The 20,971-nt window shown below is 64.5% G+C and carries 19 protein-coding genes and 1 pseudogene; 15 read left to right on the top strand and 5 right to left on the bottom strand.

Going from position 1 to position 20,971, the window contains the following annotated elements; genetic code table 11:
• Positions 1 to 34: 34 nt before the first annotated feature.
• The 7 genes from OVA00_RS25315 to OVA00_RS25285 all read left to right on the top strand — a co-directional run bounded on the left by OVA00_RS25315 (position 35) and on the right by OVA00_RS25285 (position 9,593).
• On the top strand, positions 35 to 1,195 hold the full coding sequence (locus OVA00_RS25315) for an acyl-CoA dehydrogenase family protein (protein ID WP_029742617.1): 1,161 nt from the start codon (positions 35 to 37) through the stop codon (positions 1,193 to 1,195).
• A gap of 7 nt (positions 1,196 to 1,202) precedes the next feature.
• Positions 1,203 to 3,260, top strand: a complete 2,058-nt coding sequence (locus tag OVA00_RS25310; RefSeq protein ID WP_268089814.1) for an acetate--CoA ligase family protein — start codon at positions 1,203 to 1,205, stop codon at positions 3,258 to 3,260.
• A 5-nt stretch (positions 3,261 to 3,265) separates the two neighbouring features.
• Positions 3,266 to 4,048, top strand: a complete 783-nt coding sequence (locus OVA00_RS25305) for a carnitinyl-CoA dehydratase (protein WP_029742615.1) — start codon at positions 3,266 to 3,268, stop codon at positions 4,046 to 4,048.
• A gap of 386 nt (positions 4,049 to 4,434) precedes the next feature.
• The gene (locus OVA00_RS25300) at positions 4,435 to 6,024 is read left to right on the top strand and encodes an ABC transporter substrate-binding protein (protein WP_029742614.1); all 1,590 of its coding nucleotides are present in this window, start codon (positions 4,435 to 4,437) and stop codon (positions 6,022 to 6,024) included.
• Positions 6,009 to 7,145 carry an ABC transporter permease gene (locus tag OVA00_RS25295; RefSeq protein WP_029742613.1) on the top strand — a complete coding sequence of 379 codons (1,137 nt, stop codon included), beginning with the start codon at positions 6,009 to 6,011 and terminating at the stop codon, positions 7,143 to 7,145. Before OVA00_RS25300 ends, OVA00_RS25295 begins: the two co-directional genes overlap by 16 nt.
• On the top strand, positions 7,142 to 7,969 hold the full coding sequence (locus tag OVA00_RS25290; RefSeq protein WP_029742612.1) for an ABC transporter permease: 828 nt from the start codon (positions 7,142 to 7,144) through the stop codon (positions 7,967 to 7,969). Before OVA00_RS25295 ends, OVA00_RS25290 begins: the two co-directional genes overlap by 4 nt.
• The gene (locus OVA00_RS25285) at positions 7,962 to 9,593 is read left to right on the top strand and encodes an ABC transporter ATP-binding protein (RefSeq protein ID WP_029742611.1); all 1,632 of its coding nucleotides are present in this window, start codon (positions 7,962 to 7,964) and stop codon (positions 9,591 to 9,593) included. Before OVA00_RS25290 ends, OVA00_RS25285 begins: the two co-directional genes overlap by 8 nt.
• A gap of 56 nt (positions 9,594 to 9,649) precedes the next feature.
• Here the strand turns inward: OVA00_RS25285 and OVA00_RS25280 are convergent, their stop codons facing one another.
• Entirely contained in the window at positions 9,650 to 9,904 is a 255-nt protein-coding gene (locus tag OVA00_RS25280; RefSeq protein ID WP_029742610.1) for a DUF1127 domain-containing protein, read from the bottom strand.
• 222 nt (positions 9,905 to 10,126) lie between these two features.
• Here OVA00_RS25280 and OVA00_RS25275 point away from each other — a divergent pair, with 222 nt between their 5' ends.
• Positions 10,127 to 11,578 (top strand): LuxR C-terminal-related transcriptional regulator, encoded by a 1,452-nt coding sequence (locus OVA00_RS25275; protein ID WP_268089813.1) that lies wholly within the window; start codon positions 10,127 to 10,129, stop codon positions 11,576 to 11,578.
• Between the two features lie 9 nt (positions 11,579 to 11,587).
• On the opposite strand, the gene OVA00_RS25270 is transcribed toward OVA00_RS25275, so the two are convergent.
• Complete coding sequence (locus tag OVA00_RS25270) at positions 11,588 to 11,929, bottom strand: hypothetical protein (protein WP_268089812.1); 342 nt, start codon at positions 11,927 to 11,929, stop codon at positions 11,588 to 11,590.
• Positions 11,930 to 11,983: 54 nt separating this feature from the next.
• Positions 11,984 to 12,778 (bottom strand): helix-turn-helix domain-containing protein, encoded by a 795-nt coding sequence (locus OVA00_RS25265; RefSeq protein ID WP_029742607.1) that lies wholly within the window; start codon positions 12,776 to 12,778, stop codon positions 11,984 to 11,986.
• Between the two features lie 162 nt (positions 12,779 to 12,940).
• Here OVA00_RS25265 and OVA00_RS25260 point away from each other — a divergent pair, with 162 nt between their 5' ends.
• From OVA00_RS25260 to OVA00_RS40070, 7 genes and pseudogenes are all read left to right on the top strand, one after another.
• The gene (locus OVA00_RS25260; RefSeq protein WP_051659243.1) at positions 12,941 to 14,545 is read left to right on the top strand and encodes an ABC transporter substrate-binding protein; all 1,605 of its coding nucleotides are present in this window, start codon (positions 12,941 to 12,943) and stop codon (positions 14,543 to 14,545) included.
• A 74-nt stretch (positions 14,546 to 14,619) separates the two neighbouring features.
• Positions 14,620 to 16,614, top strand: coding sequence for a CocE/NonD family hydrolase (locus OVA00_RS25255; RefSeq protein WP_268089811.1), 1,995 nt, complete (start codon positions 14,620 to 14,622; stop codon positions 16,612 to 16,614).
• 102 nt (positions 16,615 to 16,716) lie between these two features.
• Entirely contained in the window at positions 16,717 to 17,211 is a 495-nt protein-coding gene (locus tag OVA00_RS25250) for an HPP family protein (RefSeq protein WP_034792117.1), read from the top strand.
• Complete coding sequence (locus OVA00_RS25245) at positions 17,208 to 17,771, top strand: TetR/AcrR family transcriptional regulator (RefSeq protein WP_110818691.1); 564 nt, start codon at positions 17,208 to 17,210, stop codon at positions 17,769 to 17,771. Before OVA00_RS25250 ends, OVA00_RS25245 begins: the two co-directional genes overlap by 4 nt.
• Positions 17,772 to 17,933: 162 nt before the next feature.
• Positions 17,934 to 18,398 (top strand): SRPBCC family protein, encoded by a 465-nt coding sequence (locus OVA00_RS25240; protein ID WP_268089810.1) that lies wholly within the window; start codon positions 17,934 to 17,936, stop codon positions 18,396 to 18,398.
• Positions 18,391 to 19,989 (top strand): MFS transporter, encoded by a 1,599-nt coding sequence (locus tag OVA00_RS25235; protein WP_049810956.1) that lies wholly within the window; start codon positions 18,391 to 18,393, stop codon positions 19,987 to 19,989. Before OVA00_RS25240 ends, OVA00_RS25235 begins: the two co-directional genes overlap by 8 nt.
• A 119-nt stretch (positions 19,990 to 20,108) precedes the next feature.
• Positions 20,109 to 20,249 (top strand): annotated as a pseudogene (locus OVA00_RS40070) (GFA family protein); the annotation flags it as partial.
• Positions 20,250 to 20,329: 80 nt separating this feature from the next.
• On the opposite strand, the gene OVA00_RS25230 reads toward OVA00_RS40070, so the two are convergent.
• Together OVA00_RS25230 and OVA00_RS25225 are read right to left on the bottom strand one after the other, a co-directional pair.
• Positions 20,330 to 20,494: a hypothetical protein gene (locus tag OVA00_RS25230; RefSeq protein ID WP_268089809.1), complete on the bottom strand. Its 165-nt coding sequence runs from the start codon at positions 20,492 to 20,494 to the stop codon at positions 20,330 to 20,332.
• Positions 20,495 to 20,541: 47 nt separating this feature from the next.
• Positions 20,542 to 20,943, bottom strand: a complete 402-nt coding sequence (locus tag OVA00_RS25225) for an ACT domain-containing protein (RefSeq protein ID WP_029742599.1) — start codon at positions 20,941 to 20,943, stop codon at positions 20,542 to 20,544.
• Between the last annotated feature and the right edge of the window lie 28 nt (positions 20,944 to 20,971).

Below are 20,971 nucleotides of genomic sequence, written 5' to 3'. Positions count from 1 at the left end.
ACGTCAGCGGCGCGAAAACGAGGGGAACAACACAATGAACTTCGCACTGACCGAAGAACAGCAGATGATCGTCGATACGGTCAGGAGCTTCGTCGAAACGGAAATCTATCCGCATGAGGACGAGGTCGAGCGCACCGGCGTAGTGCCGCGCGAACTCGGTCAGGAGATCGCCCGCAAATGCAAGGAGATCGGCTTCTTCGGCTGTAATTTCCCGGAGGAAGTCGGCGGCGCCGGTCTCGATCACACCTCCTTCACCCTGGTCGAGCGCGAGCTTGGCCGCGGCTCCATGGGCCTGACCGTCTTCTTCGGTCGCCCCTCTGGCATCCTGATGGCCTGCAACGCCGAGCAGCGCGAAAAGTACCTGCTGCCGGCCGTCAAAGGTGACAAGTTCGATGCGCTTGCGATGACCGAGCCGGACGCCGGCTCGGACGTGCGCGGCATGAAGTGCTTTGCCCGCAAGGACGGCGACGACTGGATCGTCAACGGCACGAAGCATTTCATCAGCCACGCCGACATCGCCGATTTCGTCATCGTCTTCATCGCGACCGGCGAAGAGGATACGCCGCGCGGCCCGAAGAAGAAGATCACCTGCTTTCTCGTCGATCGCGGCACGCCCGGCTTCGAGATCCGCAAGGGCTACAATTCCGTATCGCACCGCGGCTACAACAACTGTGTCCTGACCTTCGACGATTGCCGCCTGCCCTCCGCCCAAATCCTCGGCGAGGTGCACAAGGGTTTCGACGTCGCCAACGACTGGCTGTTCGCCACCCGCCTGACGGTGGCGGCGACTTCGGTCGGCCGTGCCCGTCGCGCCTTCGACTATGCGCTGAATTACGCCGCCGAACGCAAGCAGTTCGGCAAGCCGATCGGTGCCAACCAGGGCGTCTCCTTCAAGCTCGCCGACATGATCACCGAGATCGACGCCGCCGACCTCCTGACCCTTTCGGCCGCCTGGCGGCTCGATAACGGCCTGCCCTCGAACCGCGAGATTGCCTCGGCCAAGGTTTTTGCCACCGAGATGCTCGCCCGCGTCACCGACGAGGCGATCCAGATCTTCGGCGGCATGGGCCTGATGGACGACCTGCCGCTCGCCCGCTTCTGGCGCGACGCTCGCGTCGAACGCATCTGGGACGGCACGTCTGAAATCCAGCGCCACATCATCAGCCGCGACCTGCTGCGGCCGCTGGGAGCGTGATCGGCCGATGATACGCTCCCTCGACCGCCTCATCCGCCCGCGCACCATCGCCGTCTTCGGCGGCAAGGAAGCCCGGCGTGTCATCGAGCAATGCGACAAGATGGGCTTTACCGGTGAGATCTGGCCGGTGCACCCGCGCGAAGCCGAAATCCTCGGCCGCAAGTGCTATCGCTCGGTGGCAGAACTGCCAGGCGCACCGGATGCCTCCTTCGTCGGCGTCAACCGGCAGCTGACGATCGATATCATCCGCGATCTTGCGAGCCGCGGCGCCGGCGGCGCCGTCTGCTACGCCTCCGGCTTTCGCGAGGCGGCAAGCGAGCTTGACGACGGCAACGACATGCAGGAGGCGCTGGTGGCGGCTGCCGGCGACATGCCGATCGTCGGGCCGAATTGCTACGGCTTCATCAACATGCTCGATGGCGCCCTGCTCTGGCCGGACCAGCACGGCATGCAACGCGTCGAAAAAGGCGTCGCGATCCTGACGCAGTCCTCCAACATCGCCTGCAACATTTCGATGCAGGCGCGCGGTCTGCCGCTTGCCTATGTCATGACCGCCGGCAACCAGGCGCAGACGGGCCTCTCCGACATCGCCTGCGCCGTGCTCGAAGACCCGCGCGTCACCGCCGTCGGCCTGCATATCGAGGGTTTCGACAGCGTTGCTGCCCTCGAGCGGCTGGCGACGCGCGCGCGCGAACTCGGCAAACCGGTCGTGACGCTGAAGGTCGGCAAGTCGGAAGCGGCACAGCTTGCGACGGTGTCGCACACCGCATCGCTTGCCGGCAACGACCGCGTCTCCTCGGCGCTTCTTGCCCGCCTCGGCATCGGCCGCGTCGACACGTTGCCGGCGCTCTTGGAAACGCTGAAGCTGCTGCATGTGGCAGGCCCACTCGAGAGCAACGACATCTCCTCGATGAGCTGCTCCGGCGGCGAGGCCTCGCTGATGGCGGATGCCGGCGAGCGCTACCGGGTCAATTACCGGCCCTTGCGCGACGAGCAGAAGAAGCTGCTGAAGGATGCGCTCGGCGAGATGGTGACGATCGCCAACCCGCTCGACTACCACACCTTCGTCTGGGGCAACCGCGAGAAGCAGACCACCGCCTTTACCGCCATGATGAAGGGCGGCTACGCGATCAACCTGCTCGTGCTCGACTTCCCGCGCCTTGACCGCTGCGACCCGGCAGACTGGGAAACCACCTGCCATGCGGTGATCGACGCGGCCCGGGCAACGGGTGCCCGCGCCGGCATCGTCGCCAGCCTTGGCGAAAACATGCCGGAAGCCACCGCCCTCTTCCTGATGAAGGCGGGTGTCGTGCCCTTCTTCGGCATCGAGGAAGCACTGGCAGCCATCGAGACGGCCGCCGAGATCGGCACCGCCTGGGCCAAGCCCGTCCCGCCCCGCCTGCACGATGGCGGTGTCGCCGCTGCCGGTGAAGCCATCACGCTCAGCGAACACGAGGCCAAGGTGGAGCTTGCTGCCGCCGGCCTGACCGTGCCGAAGGGCAAGACCGCAGCAACCGCCGAAGAAGCCGCAGACGCTGCCGAAGCGCTCGGTTTCCCGGTCGTGCTGAAAGGCCTCGGCGTCGCCCACAAGACCGAAGCGGGTGCCGTGAAGCTCAACCTTGCGAGCCGCGCGGACGTCCTTGCGGCGGCCAAGGCCATGGCCGCCGTCACCTCCGGGTACCTTGTCGAGAAGATGGTGGCGAAACCGGTCGCCGAGCTCATTATCGGCGCCATGCGCGACCCCGTCGCCGGCCCGGTTTTGACGATCGGTGCCGGCGGCATCCTCGTGGAACTGCTCGATGATTCCGCCATCCTGACGCTGCCGACGACGCCGGAAGCGATCGGGGAAGCAATCGGCGGGCTGAAGATCCGCAAGCTGCTCGACGGTTATCGCGGCGCGCCTGCTGCCGATTACGCCGCTTTAACCGCGGCTGTCGCGGCAGCGGCATCCTATGTCGTTGCAAACGCTTCGAAACTCGAAGAACTGGATATCAATCCATTGATGGTGTTGCCGAACGGTCAGGGTGCCGTTGCCGCCGACGCTCTCATTCGCCGGAGGAACTGACCCTCATGACCGGACCGATCCTCACACGCCGCGAAGGCGGTATTCTGGAAGTCACGATCGACCGGCCGAAGGCGAACGCCATCGACCTGAAAACCAGCCGGGTCATGGGCGAGATCTTCCGCGACTTCCGCGACGACGACAGCCTACGTGTCGCGATCATCACCGGCGCCGGTGAAAAATTCTTCTGTCCGGGATGGGACCTGAAGGCTGCTGCCGACGGTGACGCGGTCGATGGTGACTACGGCGTCGGCGGCTTCGGCGGCATGCAGGAACTGCGCGATCTCAACAAGCCGATCATCGCCGCGATCAACGGCATCTGCTGCGGCGGCGGCCTCGAGATCGCGCTTTCGACCGACCTGATCCTTGCCGCCGAACACGCGACCTTCGCGTTGCCCGAAATCCGCTCCGGCACCGTTGCCGATGCTGCCTCGATCAAGCTGCCGAAGCGCATCCCCTATCACATCGCCATGGACATGCTTCTGACCGGCCGCTGGCTCGACGTGCAGGAAGCCCACCGCTGGGGCTTCGTCAACGAGATCCTGCCGGCAGGCAAACTGATGGAGCGCGCCTGGGAGCTCGCCCGCCTGCTCGAAAGCGGCCCGCCGCTGGTCTATGCGGCGATCAAGGAAGTGGTCCGCGCCGCCGAGGGCGAAGCCTTCCAGACGACCATGAACAAGATCACCCAGCGGCAGTTCAAAACCGTCGATATTCTCTATTCGAGCGAAGACCAGCTGGAGGGCGCGCGCGCCTTCGCGGAGAAGCGCGACCCCGTGTGGAAGGGGCGCTGAGACCGAACGAGAGTGCGTGCGGTTTCCGCCCGCAACCCGCTTCGAAGAGCACCGCCAACCCTTGGCGGCGCAGGCAACAGAGCCGGATGGACCGGCACCGGAACGTGACGAGACGCGCGGGCAACATCGCGCGCCATTAAACACGTGTCCATAAGCCATGCTTATGGAAATAAATTGTAATTTAGGGCGTTACAACAAGAGTTCCAGCGATTACGCTTATCGATCTGAACGAAGGACGCCCGGCCAGAAGGAAGGAGAGACAAGAACCCGGAAGAAAACAAGCGGCCCTCCGGCCCAGTCCGAAGCCATCGATACAATGGCTGTACGCAGCAATCTCTACCAACCACAACGAACGGCGAATGCCGACGAGAAAAGGGAACAGGGGAATGAGCGATTACAAGGATTACCTCACACGACAGGTCATGCTCGGCAAGATGAACCGGCGCGAGTTTTTGGGCCGCGCGGCAGCAGCCGGCATTCTCGCCTCGACGGCCGGCACTTTGTTTGCCACCAGCGCTGCAGCGCAGGAGCCGAAGCGCGGCGGTCACCTGAAACTCGGTCTCGAAGGCGCTGCCGCCACCGACTCGAAGGACCCGGCCAAGGCGCTGTCGCAATTCATGTTCGTCGTCGGCCGCAACTGGGGCGACATGCTCGTCGAAAGCCACCCGACGACCGGCGCGCCGGTGCCGGCACTCGCCGAATCCTGGGAGCCCTCGACCGACGCGTCGACCTGGACCTTTACCATCCGCAAGGGCGTAAAATTCCACGACGGCAAGGAGCTGACGCTCGACGACGTCATCAAGACGCTGCAGCGCCACACCGACGAAAAGTCTGAATCCGGCGCGCTCGGCGTGATGAAGTCGATCAAGGAAATCAAGGCCGACGGCGACAAGCTGGTGCTCGTGCTGACCGAAGGCAATGCCGACCTGCCGCTGCTTCTGACCGACTATCACCTCATCATCCAGCCGGGCGGCGGCATCGACAAGCCGGACGCGATGATCGGCACCGGCCCCTTCAAGGTGACGAGCTTCGAAGCCGGCGTTCGTGCCACCTTCGAGAAGAATGCCGACGACTGGCGCACCGACCGCGGCTATGTGGACTCGGTCGAGCTGATCGCCATGAACGACGCCACGGCCCGCATCGCCGCGCTTTCCTCCGGCCAGGTGCACTACATCAACCGCGTCGATCCGAAGACGGTCAACCTTCTGAAGAAGGCGCCGACGGTCGAGATCCTGAACACGTCCGGCCGCGGCCACTACGTGTTCATCATGCATTGCAACACCGCACCCTTCGACAACAACGACCTGCGCATGGCGCTGAAATATTCGATGGACCGCGAGACCATGGTCCAGCGCATCCTCGGCGGTTACGGCAAGGTCGGCAACGACTTCCCGATCAACGACACCTACGCCCTCTTCCCCGAAGGCATCGAGCAGCGTGCCTATGATCCGGACAAGGCGGCCTTCCACTATAAGAAGTCCGGCCACAGCGGTCCGGTACTGCTGCGCACCTCCGACGTCGCCTTCCCGGGTGCTGTCGATGCAGCGGTGCTCTACCAGGAAAGCGCCAAGAAGGCGGGCATCGAGATCGAGGTCAAGCGCGAGCCGGGTGACGGCTACTGGACCAACGTCTGGAACGTGCAGCCCTTCTCCACTTCCTACTGGGGCGGCCGTCCGACCCAGGACCAGATGTACTCCACCGCCTATCTTTCGACCGCGGACTGGAACGACACCCGCTTCAAGCGTCCGGATTTCGACAAGATCCTGCTCGAGGCCCGCTCGGAACTCGACGAGGCCAAGCGCAAGGACATGTACCGCACCATGGCCATGATGGTGCGTGACGAAGGCGGCCTGATCCTGCCGATGTTCAACGACTTCGTGAACGCCTCCACCAAGCAGGTGAAAGGCTACGTGCATGACATCGGCAACGACATGTCGAACGGCTATGTCGCAACCCGGGTATGGCTGGACGCATGATGATGGAAAGCGGACCGCTCACTGGTCCGGTTCCGACGGATGGAACCGCGGGTGCAACACACCCGCGGTCTGCCGAACTTTCCGGAGTACCAGCAAAACCCAACCCTGCCGCCAATCCCTCGAATGGTGAAATCGGCGGCACCTTCTGGCGGCGCTTCACCTTCCGCCGCCCGCTCGCGGCGCTGATCCTGCAGCGCCTCGGCTTGAGCGTCGGCCTTCTCTTCGCCGTATCGCTGATGATCTTCGGCGGCATCGAGGCGCTTCCCGGCGACTTCGCCACCACCTATCTCGGCCAGTCGGCAACGCCGCAGGCGGTCGAAAACATCCGCAAGGATCTCGGCCTCGACCGGCCCTGGACCGAACGCTACGTCTCCTGGCTCGGCGGCGCTGTCCAAGGCGATTTCGGCACTTCCTGGGCGAGCAAGAATTCGGTCGGCGAGCAGATTTCCAAGCGCCTCGGCAACTCCCTGTTCCTTGCCTTCTTCGCAGCCCTCGTCTCCGTACCGCTCGCCGTCGGCCTCGGCATGCTGGCGGTGCAGTTCCGCAACCGGCTGCCCGACAAGATCATCAACGTCGTCTCGCTCGCGGCGATCTCGCTGCCCGAGTTCTTCGTCGGCTATCTCCTGATCATGTTCTTCGCCGTCAAATACGGCGTCGCGACCTTCCCCGCGACCGTCTATGACAGCATGAGCTTCACCGAACGTCTCTCGGCGATCGCGCTTCCCGTCGCGACCCTCGTTCTCGTCGTTCTCGCCCACATGATGCGCATGACCCGCGCGGCGATCCTCAACGTCATGTCGTCGGCCTATGTCGAGACGGCGGAGCTGAAGGGCCTCGGCATGTTCCGCATCATCGCGCGTCACGCCGCCCCCAATGCGGTGGCGCCGGTCATCAACGTCATTGCGCTCAACCTGGCCTATCTCGTGGTCGGCGTCGTCGTGGTCGAAGTGGTCTTCGTCTATCCGGGCATGGGCCAATATATGGTGGATGCGGTGACCGTGCGCGACATGCCGGTCGTTCAGGCCTGCGGTCTGATCTTTGCCGCCTTCTACATCTTCCTGAACATGGCGGCCGACATTCTCGCGATCATCGCCAACCCGAGACTGAGGCATCCGCGATGAACCTGAGATCCATCCCCTTCAGCGCCTGGATCGGCATCGCCGGCATCGCGATTGCGATCTTCTGCGCCCTCTTTGCGCCTGTCATCGCCCCCTTCGGCGAACGCGACGTGGTCGGCGACGTCTGGCTTCCGGCCGGCGGCGACTTCCTGCTCGGCACCGACAATCTCGGCCGCGACCTGCTGTCGCGTCTGATCTATGGCGCCCGCACCACCATCTTCGTGGCATTTGCGGCAACCGTGCTTTCCTTCTCGCTCGGCATGATCCTGAGCTTCACCGCCGCTGTTGTCGGTGGTTTCACGGACCAGCTGTTTTCCCGCTTCAACGACCTGATGATGGCGATTCCGACGCTCATTTTCGCCCTCGTCGTTCTCGCCGTCCTGCCGCAGCATCTGTGGATCCTGATCCTGGTGATGGCGGTGCTCGACAGTACCCGCGTCTTCCGCATCGGCCGCGCCGTGGCGCTCGATGTCGCGGTCATGGAGTTCGTCGAGGCGGCAAGGCTGCGTGGAGAAGGTTCGCTCTGGATCATCTTCCGCGAGATCCTGCCGAACACACTGTCGCCGCTCTTGGCCGAATTCGGCCTGCGCTTCGCCTTCTCGATCCTGTTCCTCTCCACCCTCTCCTTCCTCGGCCTCGGCATCCAGCCGCCGGCAGCGGACTGGGGCGGCATGGTCAAGGACAACAAGGACGGCATCATCTTCGGCATTTCGGCAGCGCTCATACCCGGTGCTGCGATCGCGACGCTCGCGATCTGCGTCAACCTCGTGGTCGACTGGCTGATGAAGAGAACCTCGAGCCTCAAGGGAGGACGCGGCGATGCCTGAGATGCTCTCCGTCAAGAACTTGAAGATCGAAGCGACCAGCTACCCGCCGGGCGAACCGCCGAAGGTCGTCACCCTCGTCGAGGGCGTCTCCTTCGACGTTCAGAAGGGCAAGGTGCTCGGCCTCATCGGCGAGTCCGGCGCCGGCAAGTCGACCATCGGCCTTTCGGCGCTCGCCTATGGCCGCGGCGGCGTGCGCATCACTGGCGGCCAGGTCCTGCTCGACGGCAAGGACATTCTGACGCTCGACAAGAACGGCATCCGCTCGATCCGCGGCGCCCGCGTCTGCTACGTCGCGCAATCGGCAGCGGCCGCCTTCAATCCGGCGCATCGGCTTGGCGACCAGGTGATCGAGGCGTCGCTCCGCCACGGCATCATGAGCCGCGAGGAGGCTAAGAAGCGGGCGCTCTATCTCTTCCGCGTGCTGGGCCTGCCCAATCCGGAAACCTTTGGCGAGCGTTATCCGCACCAGGTCTCCGGCGGCCAGTTGCAGCGCGCGATGACCGCCATGGCGCTCTGCCCCAACCCGGAACTGATCGTCTTCGACGAGCCGACGACCGCGCTCGACGTCACCACCCAGATCGACGTGCTCGCCGCGATCAAGCATGCGATCGAGGAGACGCACACGGCAGCCCTCTACATCACCCACGACCTCGCCGTCGTCGCCCAGATCTCCGACGACATCATGGTGCTGCGCCATGGCAAGACGGTGGAGTACGGCTCGACGAAGCAGATCATCGAAGAGCCGCGCGAGGATTACACCCGGGCACTCGTCAGCGTCCGCCAGACGAAACGCGAGGAAGCCGCCGACCAGACCGGGACGCAGTTGAAGATCGAGCATATCAGCGCCGGCTATGCCAACGGCTTCAAGGTGCTGCATGATGTCTCGATGCATCTGCCGAAAGGCCAGACACTGGCGATCGTCGGCGAAAGCGGCTCGGGCAAGTCCACCCTTGCCCGCGTCATCACCGGGCTTTTGCCGCCGACCGAGGGGCGCATCACCTTCGAGGGCAAGGAGCTGCCGCGGGCGCTGAAAGGCCGCAGCAACGACGAGCTCCGCCGCATCCAGATGATCTACCAGATGGCCGATACGGCGATGAACCCGCGCCAGACGGTGCGAGACATCGTCGGTCGACCGCTCTCCTTCTACTTCGGCATGCACGGCCAGAAGAAGACGGAGCGGGTCAAGGAACTGCTCGACCAGATCGAAATGGGAACGCGTTTCCTCGATCGTTATCCGGCCGAACTTTCGGGCGGCCAGAAGCAGCGCGTGGCGATCGCAAGGGCGCTCGCCGCCAAACCGGAGCTGATCCTCTGCGACGAGCCGACGTCGGCACTCGATCCGCTTGTGGCCGAAGGCATCCTGAATCTGCTTCTGAAGCTTCAGGAGGAAACCGCTGTTTCCTATGTCTTTATCACCCACGACATCGCCATCGTGCGGGCGATCGCCGACAGCGTCGCGGTCATGCATCGCGGCCGCCTCGTGCGCTTCGGGCCGAAGTCGAAGGTGCTGTCGCCACCCTTCGACGACTACACGGATCTGCTGTTGAAGTCGGTTCCGGAGATGGAAATCGGCTGGCTGGAGCGGGTGCTGAAGACACGCCGCATGGAAAGCGCCGGCAACTGAAAAACGAGACGGCGGCACGATCGCGTGCCGCCGTCTCATGCCTTCGTCAGGCAAGCTCAGCGTTGCCAGAAGGCCTTGCTCGTCTCTGCGCGAACCTCAGCCCTCGTCATCCCGATATCCTTGAGCCGCTCCGGATATTGATCCGCCATGAGCTGAAGTTGCTCGCGGACGCGAACGCGGTCCTCCCAGACGACAAGGATCCGGAAAGGATCGTGGCGGCCGAGGCTGTCGGCCAGATGCTTGGCCGGCTGGTTGAGATCCAGCCGGACGGCGTGATAGAAATCGGACATTCCCGAAAGCAGGCTGCTCATCGCCGTTCCCACCTCTTCCTGCCCTTCAGGGCGTTGAAACACTGTCGGAACTCTAGGCCCGTGGAACGCGTCCCACATCGCGCAGCTGCTGTGTTTTCCTCTCCTGCATTTGTAGTATTTTGCCTGCAGCACCGCGCGCCCCGTTGGACGCGCAAGAGGCACTGTGGCACCTTGCCTTATGTCGCCATTGAAAACGGCCCGGTCAGATGGCAGGAAGCAGCCATGAACCGTATCCCGACACCACAGGTCGCCACCGAAGCCTTGTCAGACCGCGAGCGCGCCGTGGCCGAGCGTTTTGCCGCCGGCCTGACCTATCGCGAAATCGGCGAGGCGCTGTTTATCGCGCCGTCGACGGTGCGCACGCATCTGGCGACGATCTACGGCAAGCTTGGCGTTCGCAACAAGATCGAGCTTGCCGCCGCGGTCGCGCAGATGGTGGCCGGCAGGACGGCGACCGAGGCGGTCGCGCCGTTGCGCGACGCCGAGCCCGCCTCGCCGACGCTCGCGGTCTTTCCCATTGAAAGCCTCAATCCGGAGGAGCGCTGGCGCCGTTTCGCCGACGGGCTGTCATCCGACATCTGCGTCGATCTCGCGCGCTTCGCCGATCTGCCCGTGATCGCCTTCCACACAATGAAGCTGCTCGGCAACCGGCCGGAAAGCTTCGAAGACCACGTCCAGGCGGTCGGCGCCACCTATGCCATCACCGGGCAGCTGCGCGCGGACGACCGGCGGGTCCGCCTGACGATCCAGCTTTCCGATACCCGCACCGGCATGACGCTCTGGAGCGAGCGCTACGAGCGCACGATGGAGGACGTGCTGACGCTGCAGGACAGCCTCACCGAAAGCGTCATCAACGTGCTCGCCGGCTGCTTCGGCACGCTGGCCGCCATCGGCCGCAAGGCGAGCCGGCAAAAGCCGCCGGGCAGCCTGCAGGCCTATGACTACTTCCTGCTGGGCGTCGAACAGCACAATCGCTTCAGCCCCGATGGCAACGCCGCCGCCATGCAATTGCTGACGCGCTCGATCGAGCTCGATCCGGGGCGGGCGCGCGCCTGGACCGAACTTGCCTATGCCCATTCCATCCAGGCGGCGAACGGCTTCGGCGACGACCTCGAAAGCGCAAGAAAGAACTGGCGCAGCGCCGCCGAGGAGGCGCTGCGGCTCGATCCGACGGATCCGGCCGGCCATACCTGTATCGGCGATTTCAAAGCCTGCATCGGTGATCTGGCGGGTGCCGCCGAGGCCCACGCCCGGGCGCTCGAATATGGCAGAAACAACGCCGATACGCTGGCGCTGCTCGCGGGAGCCAAGGCCCTGATCGTCGGCGATCCCGCCGACGGGATTCCCTTCATCGAGCGCGCCCTCTCGCTCAACCCGCTCGGCCCGCCCTGGTACCACGGCATGTTCGCGCGCGTTCTCTTCGTCGTCGGGCGCTATCGCGCGTGCTTGTCCGCGCTTGAAAAGAGTTCGCAGGAATCGCCGAACACACTGATGTTCCAGGCGATGGCACACGCGTACCTTGGCGAGATGGAGGAAGCGGCAGAGGTCGTATCGCGGCTGCAAACCCAGTTCCCGTCGTTCACGGTCGAGGGCTTCATTGCCGGCTATCCCATCTCCAATCCGCCGGCGCTTTCGGCCGTTCGGGAGGGTGCCCGGTTGGCCAGGCTCGTCTGACGATAGCTGTCACTTCTGCCGGCAATCGACGTCGCCCACCCTCTGCGCCGCCTCGCCTTCGAAGGTCACCGTCGCCTCGCCCCTGGCCGAGCAGTCGCCCTTTTCGCCGCTGCCGGCGCGGAAGTGCACCACCGGCTGGCCTTCGACCATGATGCTCGGCACCACCTCGTAGAGTTCCGGCGGGCAATTGGCGACATCGGAAGGCCTGAGCGCCGGCTGCCCGCCGATCATCACGCTGGACGCACCCGAAAGCGCACAGGACGGGATCGGCGCACGTGCCTCCTCGGCCTTTGCCGGTGACATCGGCAATGCGAAGCAAAGGCAGGCGATAGCGGCCAAAGCAGATTTCATGATCCCCTCCTCGATCGGTGCGTTCGGCGAAACCTACCACATGGCGACGCCGCCTCAATATTCGGTCGGCACGGTCAAGAGCTCGGCATCGGGCGTATCGAGGAAGGCTCGCACCGTCTGCGGCAAGTGCCGCGAGCCGAAGGACAGCACGCCGCAGCGTGAGAGCATCTGCCGCAGATCCGGCTGCGCCCCGAGCGAGCGCCAGATCATCCGGGACGCGTAAGGCAGGTTTTCCTTGCGCCAGGAGACCCCCATGGTGGTGCCGCGCAGATAGACCCGCTGATGCACTTCGAACGGCAGAAGGATGGTCTGCGCCAGCATCGGCTCGCGCCCGATGCTGCGCTCGGCGATGAAGATGCGGTTTCGCCAGAGAGTGACGAGGCCGACATATTTTGAGAACTGCTGGATCTCGTTTGCGGGATCGCGGATGCGCTCGATCGATTTCACCCGGATCGAGCCTGCCTCCTCGTAGATCCGGGCGCAGGAGCAGACGACCAGCCCCGGCCAGGAGAGCGACACGTGATAGGTCTGGTAGTAGCCGACATGGCGCCGGAGGCCCGCGATGTCGCCCGGGAAACCCTCAAGCAGCAGGCCGGCATCCGAGCGGTCCCGATCGGGGCGCGTCATGCGCGCCTCGAACTGTTTGGCCGGCAACGCGAAGTCTTCGGCCGAAAGCCCGAAGAAGCGGGCAATGCGCGCCACATTGTGCGCCGATGGCCGCGCCTCGCCACCGATGTAGCGGTTGAACTGCTGGCGGTTAATGCCGATTTCGCGGCAGATCTGCGAGATCGACCGTCGCGTCGCACAGGCAAACTTGAGATTGGCGGCGAAGATGTCGATGTCCTGCACGATGCTTTTCGAACCCCATTCAACGCGCTTCCAATCCCTGTCGAGCAGGAAGCATTCAGGTAGCGTAAAAGAGCGTAAAGAAGCGTCAAGTCGCGAAATTGTGTGCCGGTCGGCAAACGCTAGGTTTTCCCTAACAAGCATCACTCCAAAGGGAACCCTAGAATGACCGAATTCACGAAGCGTCCTGACGGCCTCCTTATCCCCGCGAGCCTTGCCTCGACCGGCCTCAGCCGGCGCGGCTTCCTGGCCGGCACGGCAGCATTGGGCCTTGCGGCCGGTTTCGGCGGCACGCTCGCCGCCACGGACGCAAGGGCTCAGGAGCCGAAGCGTGGCGGCCATCTGAAGCTCGGTCTCAAGGGCGGCGCCACGACGGACTCGCTCGACCCGGCCGCCTATAGCGGTTCCGTTTCCTTCGTCATCGGTCACCTCTGGGGTGATACGCTGGTCGAATCCGACCCGAAGACCGGCGCGCCCCTGCCGGCGCTTGCCGAATCTTGGGAGCCCTCGGCCGATGCGTCCGAGTGGACCTTCAAGATCCGCGGCGACGTGAGCTTCCACGACGGCAGCAAGCTGACCGTTGCCGACGTCGTCGCCACGCTGAAGCGCCATGCGGACGAAGGCTCGAAGTCCGGCGCGCTCGGGCTGATGCGCTCGATCAAGACGATCGAGGAGAAGGCAGGCAGCCTGGTGCTGACGCTCACCGAAGGCAATGCCGACCTGCCGCTGCTTCTGACCGACTATCACCTGATCATCCAGCCGAAGGGCGGCGTCGACAATCCGGCCTCGCCTGTTGGTACCGGCCCCTACAAGCTTGCAAGCTACGAGGCAGGCCTGCGCGCCACCTTCGAGAAGAACGCCGATGACTGGCGCTCGGACCGCGGCTTCGTCGACAGTGTCGAGATCATCGTGATGAACGACACGACGGCGCGCATCGCAGCACTTTCTTCCGGCCAGGTCCACTTCATCAACAACATCGACCCGAAGACCGTGCCGCTCCTGAAGCGCGCCCCGCGCGTCGAGATCCTCAGGACCTCCGGCAAGGGCTTCTACAGCTTCCTGATGCATTGCGACACCGCGCCCTTCGACAACAACGACCTCAGACTGGCGCTGAAATATGCGGTCGATCGACAGGCGATCCTCGACCGGGTGCTCGGCGGCTTCGGCACGCTCGGCAACGACTATCCCGTCAACGGCAACTATGCGCTGGCGCCCGAAGGCATCGAGCAGCGCGCCTATGACCCGGACAAGGCGGCCTTCCACTTCAAGAAGTCCGGCCATGACCGGCCGATCCTGCTGCGCACCTCCGACGCCGCCTTCCCGGGTGCTGCCGACGCCGCGGTGCTCTTCCAGGAAAGCGCCAAGAAGGCGGGCATCGAGATCGAAGTGCGCCGCGAGCCGGAAGACGGCTACTGGACCAATGTCTGGAACGTGCAGCCCTTCTGCGCCTCCTATTGGGGCGGCCGGCCGACGCAGGATTCGCGCTACTCGACCTCCTATCTCTCGACCGCCGAATGGAACGACACCCGCTTCAAGCGCGAGGATTTCGACAAGCTCCTGCTGCAGGCCCGCTCCGAGCTCGACGAGGCCAAGCGCAAGGAAATGTACCACACCATGGCGATGACGGTGCGCGACGAAGGCGGCCTGATCCTGCCCGTCTTCAACGATTACGTGAACGCCGCCTCGGCTTCGCTCAAGGGCTTCGTCGACGACATCGGCAACGATCTCTCGAACGGCTACGTCGGCAGCCGCGTCTGGTTCGACAGCTAAGCCATTGCGACGAAAGCCGGACGCGGGCTCGCGTCCGGCATTTCCCGAGAAAACAAAGAGATCGTTGGAACCACATGTCAGAGCGCGAATTCACAGTCATCGAAAACGAATGGATCCGGCTGAAGGACGGCACCGAGCTTGCCGCCCGCATCTGGATGCCGGCCGGCACGGAGGCCGATCCGGTTCCGGCCGTGCTCGAATACCTGCCCTACCGCAAGCAGGGCGGCACGAGCCTGCGTGACGAATCCACCTATCCCGTGTTTGCCGCCGCCGGCATTGCCGGCGTGCGCGTCGACATCAGAGGCTCCGGCGAAAGCGAAGGCGTGATCGACGGCGAATATACGCCGCGCGAGCTTTCCGACGGTTGCGAGATCGTCGAATGGATCGCCGCCCAGCCCTGGTCAAACGGCAAGGTCGGCATGATGGGCATCTCCTGGGGCGGCTTCAACTGCCTGCAGGTCGCGGCCTTGAAGCCGCCGGCGCTGAAAGCCGTCATCTCCATCGCCTCGACCGTCGACCGCTACAACGACGACATCCACTACAAGAACGGCTGCCACCTCTCCGCCCAGCTGTCCTGGGCGGCGACCATGCTCGGCTACCAGTCGCGCTCGCCGGATCCCGCCATCGTCGGCGACCGTTGGAAGCAGATGTGGATGGAGCGGCTGGAGAAGGAGCCCTTCTTCATGGAGGAATGGCTGGAGCACCAGCGTCGCGACGAATTCTGGCAGCACGGATCGATCTGCGAAGATTTCGACAGGGTTGGGATCCCCGCGCTGGTCATCGCCGGCTGGGCCGACGGCTACCGCAACACGCCCTTGAAGGCGGTCGAAGGCCTTGGGGACAAGACCAAGGCGCTGATCGGCCCCTGGGTGCACAAGTACCCGCATTTCGCCTTTCCGAAGCCGCGCGCCGATTTCCACGGCGAGGCGATCCGCTGGTGGAACCGCTGGCTGCGCGACGAGGAAAACGGCGCCGAGAACGGGCCACAGGTGCGCGCCTATATTCTCGACGGGCCCCGCCCGTCGCTCCGGCGTGACAGCGATCCCGGCCGCTGGGTGGCGAAGGACGCCTGGGCAACGCCGGAAATGCAGCTCTTCGGCATCTCCCATGACGGCCGGCTGACGCCGTCGGCCGGCGGCACCGGCATCGGCGAGGTCTACCTGAAATCGCCACTCGATACCGGCACGGCATCCGGCGAGTATTTCACGCTGAAGCCCGATGCCGAAATGGCCGGCGACCAGCGCATCGACGATGCCGGCTCGCTCACCTTCGAGACGGCACCGCTACTGGAAGCCGCCGACTATCTCGGCCAGCCAACGCTGACCGTCGACGTCACCTGCCAGGAGCCGACCGCCAATCTCGCCGTGCGCCTCGTCGACGCGCATCCTGACGGTACCGCCACCCGCGTCGCCTTCGGCGTGCTCAACCTTTCGCATCGCGACGGCAACGCCCAGCCGCGCGCCATGGAGCCCGGGCGCAAGACGCGCATCACGCTTACGCTCGATGCCTGCGGCTACCGCTTCCGCGCGGGAAATCGCATCCGGGTGTCGCTCTCGACCTCCTATTGGCCGCTGATCCTTCCCACCCCGACCGATCCGGGCCTTTCGATCGACACAGCAAGCCTCTCGCTCGCCCTTCCCCTGCTCGGCGCCCACAGGGAGATCGCCGTGCCCGAGCCGGAGAACCCCGACCCGCTGCCAAAGTATCGCGAGCTGACGCGCGGTATTTCGAGCCGCACCGTCGAGCGCGACATGACCCACGGCATGACCCATTACCGTATCTACGAGGACACCGGGCTTTCAGAACATCCGGATACGGGCCTTGCCACCCAGGATATCCGCGACGAGACCTGGTCGATCGCGCCGGACGACCCCTCGTCGATGATCGGAACCTCGACCTGGACCTGTGTTGCCAAGCGCGAGGGCTGGTCTGTGCGTACCGTCTCGACCTCGACGCTCCACTGCACGAAAAGCGAGTGGATCACCGAGGCAGAGGTCGTCGCCTATGAGGGCGAGACACGGATTTTCGAGAAGCATTTCAAGAAGCGGATCCCCCGCGACTTCATGTGAAGGGTACGGGCGGCCGGTTCCAACGCGCTGCCCCGCCCCCGCATTGACATCTCACACAAGTAATTGTACCAATCAGTAAAGAGTTTACTGATTGGTACAACAATGCGCCATTTCTTCTCGCGTCATCAGCCTCCCGTTCATATCAACCGCGGCTTGATTGCCGGCATCGGCGGCCTCGTCGCCATCGCCGCCGTCGGCGCCCTCACCGGCCTTGTCGGCCACCCCATGTTGATGGCGCCCTTCGGCGCCAGCTGCGTGCTGATCTTTTCCGTCACGGCGAGCCCGCTGTCGCAGCCGGCCAACGTCGTCGGCGGCCACTTCGTCGCCACCCTCGTCGGCCTGATCCTCAGAACCGTCTTTCCGAATGAATGGTGGGCGGTCGCCATCGCCGTCGGCGCGGCGATCGCGCTGATGGCGGCATTGCGCATCACCCATCCGCCGGCAGGCGCCAACCCGCTCGTCGTCTTCGCCGCCGATCCCGGCTTCGAATTCCTGCTCTTCCCGGTGCTGACCGGCTCGCTTATTCTCGTCGCCGTTGGCGCGCTGTTCCACCGCTTCGCCAAGGTCGAGTATCCGCTCGCGAGGAAGCCCGCATGAGCCGCGTCGTCGCTGAGCGAAAGGACGTGATCGCCATGCTTGCGGAAATCTTCCGCGAGCACGGTTATGACGGCACCAGCCTCAGCCTGATCACCGAGAAGACCGGGCTTGGCAAAGGCAGCCTCTACCACTTCTTCCCCGGCGGGAAGGAGGAGATGGCAGAGGCCGTGCTTGGCGATATCGCCGCCTGGTTCCGCACGCACATCTTCGAGCCACTACGCAATGCGGAAGACCCGGCCGCAGCGCTGGGCGCGATGTTTGCCGCCGTCGACGGCTACTTTCGCCAGGGCCGACGCCTCTGCCTGATGGGGGTGATCGCTACGAGCGGCGCACACGACCGCTTCGCCCGCGAACTCAACCGCTATTTCTCCGATTGGCGTGCCGATCTATCCGCAACGCTTGAACGCGCCGGCACACCGGCCGCCGAGTGCGACGGCCTTGCCGAGGAAATCGTCGGCGGCATCCAGGGCGCGCTGATCCTTGCCCGAAGCCTCGAGGACCCCGGCGCCTTCGTCCGGGTGCTGGCCCGCCTCAAGGCGCGCCTGCCCGTATCATCGTAAAAGCAAGCGACCACCCTTCCTCCCCCGCCCAAATTGACAAAAATCAGATCGGGGCTTGAGCCTGCCTTGACAATCGCCTTTTCGCACGGATATTAACCGCTAAGTTAAATAACTCTACGGTTAAAGACTGGGCGTATTGGGGCGCCCGGAGGAGGAGGATTCATGACAGCGGCGACCGCAAACGCAGCACGCAAGGATATCAGCCTGGAAATCGTGCGCGACTTCGAGGCGCCGATAAACCTCGTCTTCAAGGTCTGGTCGACGCCGGAGCACCTGTTGCGCTGGTGGGGACCGCAGGACTTCACGCCGCATTCGGTCAACATGGACTTCCGTCCGGGCGGGGCCTGGCGCGCCTGCATCCGCTCGCCCGAAGGCCAGGACTATTGGATGAGCGGCATCTTTCGCGAAGTGCGCAAGCCCGAGAAGCTGGTCTTCACCTTCGCCTGGGACGAAGACGGCGAGCCCGGCAGCGACACGCTGATCACCGTTTCCTTCGCCGATATCGGCGGCAAGACGCGGCTCACCTTCCAGCAAACACCATTCGAGACCGTCGAAGAGCGCGACTCGCACCAGGATGGCTGGGGCGAGTGCCTCGAGCGGCTCAGGGATTACGTCGACCATGTCTGAGATTTCGAACCTTGAAACCGAAAACGCGCCCGGTCCGAAGGCGACCCGGCGCGAATGGATCGGGCTCGCCGTGCTGGCGCTGCCCTGCATGCTCTATTCCATGGACCTGACGGTGCTGAACCTCGCGGTCCCGCAGCTTGCCGAACAGCTCAAGCCCTCCGCCGCCCAGCTTCTCTGGATCATCGATATCTACGGCTTCATGGTCGCAGGCTCGCTGATCACCATGGGCACGCTCGGCGACCGCATCGGCCGCCGGCGCCTGCTGATGATCGGCTCGGTCGCCTTTGGCCTGGCGTCGATCTTCGCCGCCTTCGCCTGGAATGCCGAGACGCTGATCATCGCGCGCGCGGTGCTTGGTGTCGCGGCAGCAACACTTGCGCCCTCCACCCTCTCGCTCATCCGCAACATGTTCCTCGACGACCGCCAGCGCACGTTTGCGATCGGGGTGTGGATCGCCAGCTTCTCGGCCGGCGGCGCCATCGGCCCCGTGGTCGGCGGGCTGATGCTGTCGCAGTTCTGGTGGGGCTCGGTCTTCCTGCTCGCCGTGCCGGTCATGGTGCTGATCCTCATCCTCGGGCCGATCCTCCTGCCGGAATTCCGCGATCCCGAGGCCGGCCGGATCGATCTCGTCAGCGCCGCCCAGTCGCTCGTCGCCGTGCTTTCGGTGATCTACGGCATGAAGCACATCGCCGAGGCCGGGTTCGATACGATCGCAGTCTTCTTGATCCTGCTCGGCATCGTCGTCGCGATCCTGTTTGCGCGGCGCCAGCTTCGTCTCGCCGATCCGCTGATCGACCTCGCGCTGTTCAGGACGCCGGCCTTCAGCGCCGCCCTTGGTGTCAATATCCTCGGTCTCTTCGTCGGCTTCGGCGCTTTCCTGTTCGTGGCGCAGTACCTGCAGCTGGTGCTCGGGCTCACGCCCTTCGTCGCCGGTCTCTGGTCGGTGCCGACGGGTGTGGCGATGATCGTCGCCTCGATGACCGTGCCTATGCTTGCCACCCGTTTTGCCGCCTCCAACCTGATTGCAGCGGGCTTCGTGCTGACGGCGATCGGCTTTGCCATCTGCACCCAGGTCGGCACCACAAGCAGCCCGCTTCTCGTCACCACAGGCCTCGTTGTGCTCTGCCTCGGTTTTGCCCCGGTCGGCACGCTGACGACGGATATGATCGTTGGCTCTGCCCCGCCGGAGCGCGCCGGCGCCGCCTCGGCGATCTCGGAGACCAGCTTCGAGTTCGGCGGCGCGCTCGGCATTGCCGTGCTCGGCAGCCTGCTGACCTCCGCCTATCGCGGCCGCATGGACCAGCTGGTGGTCACCGGCCTGCCGGAGGAAACCGTTGCCGCCGCCCGGCAGACGCTCGGCGGAGCGGTCGCGGTGGCTGCCGACCTGCCACCTGCAGAAGCCGAACGGCTGCTGACGGCGGCGCGCGACGTCTTCACTCAGTCCTTCGCCTTCACCGCCTCGATCTGCGTGCTGCTATCGCTCGGCACCGCACTCATCGCCTTCCTGCTCCTGCGCAAGGCCAGCGATGACGGTGACGGCAAGGCGCAGGTGGCCGCCGATCAGCCGGCGCCTTCGGGCAACGCCGGTTAACGGTGCCCGGCGCCAGACGCCAAACGCCGGGCAGGAAACGCAAAGTACCGCAATATCAAGCGGCGCCGGCCATATGGCCGGCGGGCGATGATCTGCGTCCAATCCCAGGGAGGAAACCGATGAAGAAGCTCTATCGCGGCAGCTGCCATTGCGGCGCCATCGCCTTCGAATGCCAGCTTGATCTCGCCGAGGGCATCCGCCGCTGCAACTGCTCCTTCTGCGCCAAGACGCGCATGCAGAAGGCCTTTGCGCTGCGCGAAGAATTCGAGATCACGTCAAGCAAGGACCGGCTGACGAGCTACCGGGCCGACAATTCGAGCTGGATCGAGGGCGACGTCGATCATTTTTTTGCAGCCGCTGCGGTGTCCGGCCCTTCTCGCGTGGCTACCACAAGGATTTCATCGGCCATTTCTACGCGGTCAATGTCGCCTGCCTCGATGGCGTCAGCGACGCGGAACTTGCCGAGGCGCCGATCATCTACGAAAACGGCCGCGATGACGACCACTTCAACGCGCCCGCCGACACGCGCTTCATGTGAGCGCACACGGCCAGTCAGGCGACGGTCAGCGCCCGGAGCGCATCGAGCGCTCGCTCGGCATCGGCTTCCGGCACGAAGATGTGGTCATGGTAATAGGCGGCGATCACATTGGCGCTGATGCCCTCGCGCGTCAGCGCTGCCGAAACGGCCGCCGTCAGCCCCACGGCCTCGAGCGCCGAATGCACGTTGAGCGTGATGCGGCGAAGCAGCGGACCATAGGCGAGCCCGGCCTCGTCGGCGGCCGCGCGGGTAACGACCAGGGTCAGCCCCTCGTCCTCGCGATAGGTGGCAAGCGCCTCCAGCGCCTGGTAGCGCGCCTGATCCTGATAGGCGACGGTACAATAGACGTAGGTCTGCGGAAACAGCACCGGGTTCATCGTCGAAAGCAGTTTCGCGAGATCCGTTTCTCCGGCCATGTCATCGTCCCTCGTTCTCGGCGCCTCG

The sequence above is a fragment of the Ensifer sp. SL37 genome (assembly GCF_026672675.1).
GTDB lineage: Bacteria > Pseudomonadota > Alphaproteobacteria > Rhizobiales > Rhizobiaceae > Ensifer > Ensifer adhaerens.
Note: the sequence above shows the minus strand (reverse complement) of the source record. Positions and strands in the feature narration are given on the sequence as shown.

Excerpts from the sequence above, each read along its gene's own strand:
- OVA00_RS25245 (WP_110818691.1), top strand. The coding sequence starts at position 17,208 with ATGAGCCGCGTCGTCGCTGAGCGAAAGGACGTGATCGCCATGCTTGCG.
- OVA00_RS25235 (WP_049810956.1), top strand. The coding sequence starts at position 18,391 with ATGTCTGAGATTTCGAACCTTGAAACCGAAAACGCGCCCGGTCCGAAG.
- OVA00_RS25250 (WP_034792117.1), top strand. The coding sequence starts at position 16,717 with ATGCGCCATTTCTTCTCGCGTCATCAGCCTCCCGTTCATATCAACCGC.
- OVA00_RS25270 (WP_268089812.1), bottom strand. The coding sequence starts at position 11,929 with ATGAAATCTGCTTTGGCCGCTATCGCCTGCCTTTGCTTCGCATTGCCG.
- OVA00_RS25260 (WP_051659243.1), top strand. The coding sequence starts at position 12,941 with ATGACCGAATTCACGAAGCGTCCTGACGGCCTCCTTATCCCCGCGAGC.
- OVA00_RS25240 (WP_268089810.1), top strand. The coding sequence starts at position 17,934 with ATGACAGCGGCGACCGCAAACGCAGCACGCAAGGATATCAGCCTGGAA.
- OVA00_RS25255 (WP_268089811.1), top strand. The coding sequence starts at position 14,620 with ATGTCAGAGCGCGAATTCACAGTCATCGAAAACGAATGGATCCGGCTG.
- OVA00_RS25315 (WP_029742617.1), top strand. The coding sequence starts at position 35 with ATGAACTTCGCACTGACCGAAGAACAGCAGATGATCGTCGATACGGTC.
- OVA00_RS25280 (WP_029742610.1), bottom strand. The coding sequence starts at position 9,904 with ATGAGCAGCCTGCTTTCGGGAATGTCCGATTTCTATCACGCCGTCCGG.
- OVA00_RS25300 (WP_029742614.1), top strand. The coding sequence starts at position 4,435 with ATGAGCGATTACAAGGATTACCTCACACGACAGGTCATGCTCGGCAAG.
- OVA00_RS25275 (WP_268089813.1), top strand. The coding sequence starts at position 10,127 with ATGAACCGTATCCCGACACCACAGGTCGCCACCGAAGCCTTGTCAGAC.
- OVA00_RS25305 (WP_029742615.1), top strand. The coding sequence starts at position 3,266 with ATGACCGGACCGATCCTCACACGCCGCGAAGGCGGTATTCTGGAAGTC.
- OVA00_RS25285 (WP_029742611.1), top strand. The coding sequence starts at position 7,962 with ATGCCTGAGATGCTCTCCGTCAAGAACTTGAAGATCGAAGCGACCAGC.
- OVA00_RS25295 (WP_029742613.1), top strand. The coding sequence starts at position 6,009 with ATGGCTGGACGCATGATGATGGAAAGCGGACCGCTCACTGGTCCGGTT.
- OVA00_RS25290 (WP_029742612.1), top strand. The coding sequence starts at position 7,142 with ATGAACCTGAGATCCATCCCCTTCAGCGCCTGGATCGGCATCGCCGGC.
- OVA00_RS25310 (WP_268089814.1), top strand. The coding sequence starts at position 1,203 with ATGATACGCTCCCTCGACCGCCTCATCCGCCCGCGCACCATCGCCGTC.
- OVA00_RS25225 (WP_029742599.1), bottom strand. The coding sequence starts at position 20,943 with ATGGCCGGAGAAACGGATCTCGCGAAACTGCTTTCGACGATGAACCCG.